This window comes from Streptomyces sp. NPDC015032 (genome assembly GCF_043080425.1).
Lineage (GTDB): Bacteria > Actinomycetota > Actinomycetes > Streptomycetales > Streptomycetaceae > Streptomyces.
The window spans coordinates 1-7731 of sequence record NZ_JBIBVN010000007.1 but is presented as its reverse complement, the minus strand read 5'-3'; the positions used below and the strand labels follow the sequence as shown (position 1 = coordinate 7731).

Genomic DNA, 7731 nt, shown 5'->3' with positions numbered 1-7731 from the left:
CACCCCCACCCCCCCCCCCGTTACCACCCCCCCCACCAACACCCCCGGGGGGGGCCCAAAACCGTTGGGGTTTTCCCCGGCCGCCCCCCACAACCCCCTTCCGTGTATGCGCGGGCGGTCGGCAATTCCGGTCGCGCGGTGGCGTCGATGTGATACCCTGTCCGGGATTTCGCGCGGCAGGTTCTCTGCCGCCCCGCTCGGCGCGCTCGGCGTCGACACGCACCGCGTGCCCTGCCCGGAAGGAGGCGAGAGACATGGACCGTGCCGAATGCGTTGCGGCCATAGTTGCCTCCGGCCGTGTGCCCTCCCTCCTCTGCGGCGCGCGGTAACTCTTCCCCCTTCTTGTTTCTTGTCTTCGGCATCTTCCTGAGATGCCGCGTCACGAGATGTCCTGGCCTGCGCGGTTCGTCGCCGCGCGGGCCGCGGGGGCGCGTGCCCGAAGACGGGCCCTTCTTTTGCTGGTCACCGTGATCTCGGCACTCTCCGCCTCACGACCAGCAAGAGCGCCGGCTTGAGTGACACGCAGCTGGTGAGGCAGGCCACGGGTGCTGTCCGCGGTTCCCGCTGCCCCACCGCCATGCCGTGTCCCCGTGCTGCGTACACCGGCCCGTCGTCACCACTGCGACCGTCCCTGGCCGGCTGTCTCGACAGCACTTCGACACGAAACGTGCGTGATCGCCATGAGCAAGAAACGTCCCGGAGGGGAATCCCTCCCGTCCGCCCCTTCCACGGCCACCGACCGTTCCCCGGACCGCGAGGTTCCCGCCGCGACTCCGGCACCGGCACCGGATCCGAAGCGCTGGTGGGCGCTGGCCGTCATCGCCCTCGCCCAACTGATGGTGATCCTTGACGGCACCATCGTGAACATCGCGCTGCCCTCCGCCCAGCGCGCTCTCGGCATGTCGGACGCCGACCGGCAGTGGGTGATCACCGCCTACACGCTGGCCTTCGGCGGGCTGCTGCTGCTCGGCGGCCGGATCGCCGATCTGGTGGGCCGCAAGCGCACCTTCGTCATCGGCCTGGCCGGGTTCGCCGCGGCCTCCGCGCTGGGCGGCGCGGCGGCCAGTCCGGGGATGCTGTTCGCGGCGCGGGCCCTGCAAGGTGCGTTCGCGGCGGTCCTGGCGCCCTCGGCCCTGTCACTGCTGACGGCGACGTTCACCGACCCCAAGGAGCGGGCCAGGGCGTTCGGGGTCTACGGTGCGCTGGCCGGCGGCGGCAGCGCGGTCGGGCTGATCGTGGGCGGTCTGCTGACCGAGTACCTGAACTGGCGCTGGTCCCTGTACGTCAACGTGCCCATCGCGCTGGCCGCCCTGCTCGGCGCACCGGCCTTCCTGCGCGACCGCTCCGGCCGCCAGGGCGGGCACCTGGACGTGCCGGGCGCGCTGCTGGGCTGCGGCGGGCTCGTCGCCCTCGTGTACGGCTTCAGTGAGGCCGAACCTCGCGGCTGGACCAGCCCGTCGGTGCTCACGCTGCTCGCGGCCGGCGTGATCTTGCTCGCCGCCTTCGTGTGGTGGCAGAGCCGCGCGGCGAGCCCGCTGCTGCCGCTGCGCATCGTCAAGGACCGTGTCCGGGCCGGATCGCTCGCGACGATGGGCCTGGCCACCATCGGCATGTTCGGCGTCTTCCTGTTCCTGACGTACTACCTGCAGGTCGTCCTCGGCTACCCGCCGGTGCGGACGGGCCTGGCCTTCGTGCCGATTTCGGCCGGTATCGTCATCGGCGCGACCCAGATCGCGGCCCGCCTGCTGCCACGCACGGCGCCGCGCACCTTGATGTCGTCCGGCATGGTGCTGGCCGCCGCCGGCATGGTGCTGCTCAGCAGCCTGACCGTGCATGCGCAGTACGTCCCGCACGTGCTGCCCGCCCTGCTGCTGCTCGGCCTGGGCATGGGCCTGACCTTCATGCCGGTCTACGCGACGGCCACCGCCGGCGTGCCCGCGCAGGACGCCGGTGTGGCCTCGGCTGTCCTCAACACCGTTCAGCAGATGGGCGCTTCGCTGGGCACCGTACTGCTCAACACCATCGCCACCGGCGCCACCAGCCGTTACGTCCACTCGCGCTTGCGCGATCCGGCCCACGGCGGCGCGACCCTCAACGAAGGCATGGTGCACGGCTTCTCCGTCGCCTACTGGTGCTCGGCGAGCGTCCTGCTGCTCGCCGCCCTGGTAGCGGGCCTCACCGTATGGCACAAGACGCCGAAGCACGCCGGAAACGACGCACCGGCTTAGCGAGCCGGGGTCGTGTCCCGCCACCTTTCACCTCACCCCTCGGAGGATCCTCCATGAAACCCCTGACCGAGCACGACATCCGTACCTCGTTCGTCAACTGCTCGAAGGGCGAGGCCAAACGCCTCCTTCTGCCCAAGAACCTGGCGAACCTCGATCACTGGGACGACCTGGACTTCCTGGGCTGGTTCGATCTGTCCGCGCCCGATCGCAGGTATCTCGTCGTCGAACGCGCCGATGAACTCGTCGGCCTGTCCCTGCGCTCCGCTTCCCGCAGCCGCGGCTTCCTGCGCCGCAGCCTGTGCTCGCTGTGCCTGACCACGCATCCCGGCAGCGGCGTCTCCCTCATGACCGCTCCCAAGGCAGGCCCGGCCGGCCGCGAAGGCAACTCGGTGGGCCTCTACATCTGCGCCGACCTGGACTGCTCGTTGTACGTACGGGGCAGGAAGAAGGCGGCACCGGGCGGGCGCATGGAGGAGTCCCTCACTGTCGAGCAGCAGATCGAGCGCCTGCGCGGCAACCTCGACGCGTTCGTGGAGCGGGTCTTCCACTGAGGCCGACAGGGGCTCGACGGCCATGGCGGTTTCTAGGGGTCGTCGCAACACGTGGTCGTGTTGATCAGGCCGCGAGCAGTTTATGCAGGCGCTCGGCTGGGGTTTCCCAGTCGAGCGTTTTGCGTGGGCGGCGGTTGAGCTGGTCGGCGACGGCGGTCAGGTGGTCGGGGTCGTGGACGGACAGGTCGGTGCCCTTGGGGAAGTACTGCCGCAACAGGCCGTTCGTGTTCTCGTTGGAGCCGCGTTGCCAGGGACTGGCGGGGTCGCAGAAGTAGACCGGGATGTCGGTGGCGATGGTGAATTCGCCGTGCCGGGCCATCTCGCTGCCCTGGTCCCAGGTCAGGGACCTTTTCAGCTGGGCGGGCAGGGTTCGGACGGTGGTGGTCAGGGCGGTAGGGACTGCTTCGGCGCCGTGGTCGCCCGGCAGGTGCAGAAGCATCACGTAGCGGGTCGCGCGCTCGACCAGGGTGCCGATCGCCGACTTCCCGTCCTTGCCGATGATCCAGGGCTTCGGCGTAGTCGGGTGACGTCCGGTTCGTGATCAAGTGAGGCCGAGCAGTGCGAGGGGGCGGCGGGGGTTTCGAGCGTTGTGGCGGAGGCCGGCGGCGATGTTCTTCACGCCAGCTGCTCGTAGGGCTCCGATGGCGAGGTTGCGCCAGGTGGCCATGGCGCGGGGTGCGTTGCCGGTCCGCAGCTGGGAGGCATCCTGGCGTGAGCGACCGGACCGTATCGAACTGGGAAGGTGGCGGGGCGAGTTACCAGCCCCGTGGTGAATCCCAGGCCGTCCTCGACACCGCGCTCGGCCGCGCGCCGGACGACGCGAAGGCGCGGTTCGCCGCAGCATTCGGAGCGAACGACGTCGCTCCACCCGTCACAGGCCGGATCGGAGTCGACTCCCACAAGTTCCTGCCGGTCTTCATCGGCGTCGAGCGTGCCGGCCGGGTCCGCGCGCACATGACGCCGAGCGCGGGCGACCAGTGGCTGGAGTCCTCCTCGGCCCGCGTGGACCACCCCGAAGCGCAGGACTGCGTCCTGCACGTCTTCGCGTGCGGGGCCGCCGTCTTCCACCTTGTCCAACCGCACGAGCCGCCCGCGCTCACCGATCTCGCCGTCTGGCGCTACCGCTCGTACGCCTCCGACCTGCCCTGGGCGCGGAACAAGCTCCGCGACCTCTTGGACGAGGACCACGACCGCGTCCCCAACCCCGAGTACGTCCTTTCCCTGTACTGGCTTGCCTCCGCACCCTGGGCCGGAGACGCCTACGACACTGCCCTGCGCCTGCTGTCCACACCCTCGGTCCTGGTCGACCGCGGCGCCCCGGGCGGGCCCGCACCCCTGGACGGCACGGTTGAGGCATCGCTCCTCGCCACCGGCTTCGACCACCCGGACATCGTGTCCTTCGGCGTGCGGGGAGTCTCCACCGGCTACGCAGGCTGGTCCGGCGTCGCCTACGCCTCCCACTCCCGCGAGCGCGGCCTCACCATCGACGAGCTGGTCGCCTGCGAGCTGACCGTCCAGGCCCTGTGGTGCTTCACCCGCCAGGTCCAGCAGATGATCGAGGACGGCCAGGACCCCTCCATGCCCGAGCAGTACGGCTGGCGCTTCCTGCGCGCCGCCACCTCCCGGCTCACCACCGCCCGCGCCCAGGAGACCGCGCAACACGTCCTCATGCGGGAGGCCATCATGAAGACCAGCGGACTGGCCGAACGGCTGCGCGCCGCACAGGACGCTCTGCGCGAGAGCGTCGGCTGAGAACCCTGGGCAGGAGAGATACCGGATGGACATCAGCAGTGCCGCGCTGGTCGTGATCGACATGCAGAACGGCTTCGTGAACCACCACAGCCGCCACGCCGTGCCCGCGGTCTCCAGCCTGGTCGCCCAGTGGTCCGCCGCCGGCCGACCCGTGATCTTCACCCGGTACTTCAACTATCCGGACAGCCCCTACGAGCGCTTCTTCCAGTGGCACCGGCTCCAGAAAGCGCCCGAGACCGACATCGTCCCCGAGCTCGTCGAGGCTGCCGCCCACGCACACACGGTCATCGACAAGACCGGGTACACGCTCCTCACCTCGGAGGCTTCCGAACTGATCCGCCGGGCCGGCTGGACTGACCTCGTCTTCTGCGGGATCGCCACCGAGAGCTGCGTCCTGAAGTCCGCCGCCGACGCCTTCGAGCACGGCTACGCCCCCTGGATCGTCACTGATGCCTGCGCCAGCGACGCCGGCCTCGATGTCCACGACGCCGGCCTCCTCGTCGCCCGCCGCCTGATCGGAACCGGCCAACTCGTCACCACCGACCACGTGATCGGCCAACTCACTGCGTACGTCGGGGCCCCGGTGTTGGAATAGCCCCATGGCCGAAACGCTGTACGACACCGACCTGATCATCATCGGCGGCGGCCCGGCCGGCTGTGCCGCCGCCCGCATGGCCGCCAGCGTCGGCATGCGCTCGATCCTGATCGAGCCGGACCGGCTGTGCCGCAACCTCTACCGGATCCCGGCCCTGAACAACGTCCTCGGCGGCTACACCAGCGGCCCCGAGCTCGCCGACTCCATCGTCGCGGAGCTGAAGAGCACGGAGTTGTGCCGCCTGGAACTCGGCCGACACATCACCGAACTCCGCGCCGACGACGACCAGGTGGCCGCCACGGTCGACACCGGCACCCGCCTCACCGCCCCGTACGCCATCGTCGCCACCGGCGTCGGCCCCCTCCAGCCCCGCGACGCCACCTGGATCACCGCCCCCGACGGCCTGAACCTGCCCCCGCTCTGGCAGGCCGAGGCGGACGATGCCGAAGGCCACACCCTCCTCGTCCTCGGCGGCGACCGCCCGATCGGCACCTTCCTGCGCGCCAACCCGACCACCGACACCCGCCTGCTCGTGGCGTACCCGGCCACCGACGCGTACAAGATCGAGGAGATCCGCGAAGACCCCCGAGTCACTCTCCTCCCCGTCGAGCACCTGACACTGAACTGCGGAGAAGGCGCCTCGGTGTCAGCGGAAGCGGTGGGCCAGGACGGTGCCCGGCAGACGGTCACGGCGGACACCGCCTACCTCAGCATCGGAAACGCGCCCACCGCCCCGACCGGAGACCTGGCTCGTGGCGCGGACGGATACTGCCCACCCACTGACCAGCACCCCCGTGTCATCGTGGCCGGCGACCTCCGCTCCACCCGCTTCCAACGGATCATGACCGCCCTGGGCTCCGGCAGCGAGGCTGCACTGCACGCTTACTATGCGGCCAGGGAACTTCTCGCCAAGGGCTGAGATCACGTCGGCGGGATGCAGCCACGACGGCACTCAGAAGGGAAGCTCCGCGATCAGTGAGGCCGAGGTGACGATCGGGCGGGAGCAGGAGATATCGAGGTACGGCATCTTGGGACGGACCGGTTCACTTCCCACTTCAGCGGCAGATCTAAGGTCAGGGTGGATGGACGTCTCACTCCGGCGACGGGCGAGGTGCTGGTAGGGAGTGCGGCTGGCGTCGTGGCCCTGGGGATCTTGGACACGTGAGCGAGAAGCGAAGGGTTTGGACAAGATGACAGCGAAGACCTCCCACGTCTCGGCTGATGCTGATGGAGCGCCGGTCATCCTGAGCAACGAGCCTGGCTCGTTCGCCTGGGGTGTGCTGGCCAAGCGCCACCCCGCCCTCATCCAGCAGGTACGAGACGCCTTCCCGTACGGCCGCCGGCAGCACGAGGCTCTCGACGCCCTGTTGGACGAGATCACCAATGGCGTCATCGAGCCGCTCTCCCCTGGGGAACACGACCGTGAGATCTGGGCGGACTGGGGGCAGGAGCACTTCGGGCGCTCCTGGTACGACGCCCCGTTCTTGTGGGCGGAGAGCTACTTCTACCGCAGGCTCCTCGGCGCGGTCGGGTACTTCGGCAGCGGGCCGTGGCAGGGAGTCGATCCGTTCGCGCCGTTCAAACGGGCCGAGCTGCGCGGCGAGGCCGTGGAAGAGGAGCTGCGGGCCCTGGACGCGCTCGCGAGCGTTCCGGCGGACGAGCGGGCTACGGCCCTGCTTCACGCGTCGCTCTGGGGCAACCGCGCGGACCTCGGCTTCCGTGGCTCGGCGGGGGAGCCGGCGGCCGGTGACGCTGCTGACTCCGCCCTGGTTGCCGACGACAGCGCCTTGTTGTGGCAGCTGCTGCCTGCCGGAGGTTCCTCGACCGTTGCCGTGGTTGCGGACAATGCAGGACGCGAGCTGATCCCGGACCTGATCCTCATCGACCACCTCCTCGAACAGCGGCATGCCGAACAGGTTGTGCTTCACCTCAAGCCGCACCCCTACTACGTCTCCGACGCGATGACGGCCGACGTCGTCGACTGCCTCCGCCGCCTCACCGAGGCACCCGGCGAAGCCAGCGCGATCGGCAGTCGGCTGTGGAAGGCCATGGCGGCAGGGAGCCTTGAGGCCAGCACCCACCCGTTCTTCTGCGCTCCGCTGCCGTACGAGGAGATGCCCGAGGACCTTCGCGGCGATTTCGAGAGCGCCACGCTCACCATCCTGAAGGGCGACCTCAACTACCGACGCCTGGTGGGTGACCAGCTGTGGGACGCCACAGTGTCCTTCGCCGATCTCACCGCGTACTTCCCTGGGACCGTCGCGGCGCTCCGGACTCTGAAGTCTGACGTCATCGTCGGTTTGGAGCAGGAAGCGCTGGACGCGCTCGAACGATCCGGGGCTGCCTGGCGTACGAGTGGAACGCACGCGCTGATTCAGGTGCGACGGTAGGGGATCTTCGTGCCGACCGAGGCCCAGAGAGCAGTCGCCGCTGCCGTCGTCGTTCAGGGCGAGCGAATCCTGCTCATTAGCCTCGATCTTGCATGACGGTCCGTCGATTTCTCCGGCGGGCCGTTTCTCTGTTGCGGGCTGGTTGTGAGAATGGTGGTGGCCCGGCTGTCGCGTCGGGTGGGCGCCGGGTTCCACTGCTCCGGTGGGGTGATGCT

General features: G+C 69.4%; 6 protein-coding genes and 1 pseudogene. 6 read left to right on the top strand and 1 reads right to left on the bottom strand.

What is annotated here, in order from left to right; genetic code table 11:
* The first annotated feature begins 680 nt into the window (after positions 1-680).
* Both ACF08M_RS13050 and ACF08M_RS13045 read left to right on the top strand, forming a co-directional pair.
* Positions 681-2228, top strand: coding sequence for an MFS transporter (locus ACF08M_RS13050; RefSeq protein ID WP_392185316.1), 1548 nt, complete (start codon positions 681-683; stop codon positions 2226-2228).
* Positions 2229-2281: 53 nt separating this feature from the next.
* The gene (locus ACF08M_RS13045) at positions 2282-2779 is read left to right on the top strand and encodes an FBP domain-containing protein (protein ID WP_392185315.1); all 498 of its coding nucleotides are present in this window, start codon (positions 2282-2284) and stop codon (positions 2777-2779) included.
* A gap of 64 nt (positions 2780-2843) precedes the next feature.
* Here the strand turns inward: ACF08M_RS13045 and ACF08M_RS13040 are convergent.
* Positions 2844-3281: pseudogene (locus ACF08M_RS13040) on the bottom strand (IS30 family transposase); the annotation flags it as partial.
* Positions 3282-3490: 209 nt separating this feature from the next.
* Between ACF08M_RS13040 and ACF08M_RS13035 the strand changes: the two are divergent.
* The 4 genes from ACF08M_RS13035 to ACF08M_RS13020 all read left to right on the top strand — a co-directional run bounded on the left by ACF08M_RS13035 (position 3491) and on the right by ACF08M_RS13020 (position 7516).
* Complete coding sequence (locus tag ACF08M_RS13035) at positions 3491-4531, top strand: hypothetical protein (RefSeq protein WP_392185314.1); 1041 nt, start codon at positions 3491-3493, stop codon at positions 4529-4531.
* A gap of 25 nt (positions 4532-4556) precedes the next feature.
* The gene (locus ACF08M_RS13030; RefSeq protein WP_392185313.1) at positions 4557-5126 is read left to right on the top strand and encodes an isochorismatase family cysteine hydrolase; all 570 of its coding nucleotides are present in this window, start codon (positions 4557-4559) and stop codon (positions 5124-5126) included.
* Positions 5127-5130: 4 nt separating this feature from the next.
* On the top strand, positions 5131-6045 hold the full coding sequence (locus ACF08M_RS13025; protein WP_392185312.1) for an FAD-dependent oxidoreductase: 915 nt from the start codon (positions 5131-5133) through the stop codon (positions 6043-6045).
* 271 nt (positions 6046-6316) lie between these two features.
* The gene (locus ACF08M_RS13020) at positions 6317-7516 is read left to right on the top strand and encodes a damage-control phosphatase ARMT1 family protein (protein WP_392185311.1); all 1200 of its coding nucleotides are present in this window, start codon (positions 6317-6319) and stop codon (positions 7514-7516) included.
* Positions 7517-7731 lie beyond the last annotated feature (215 nt).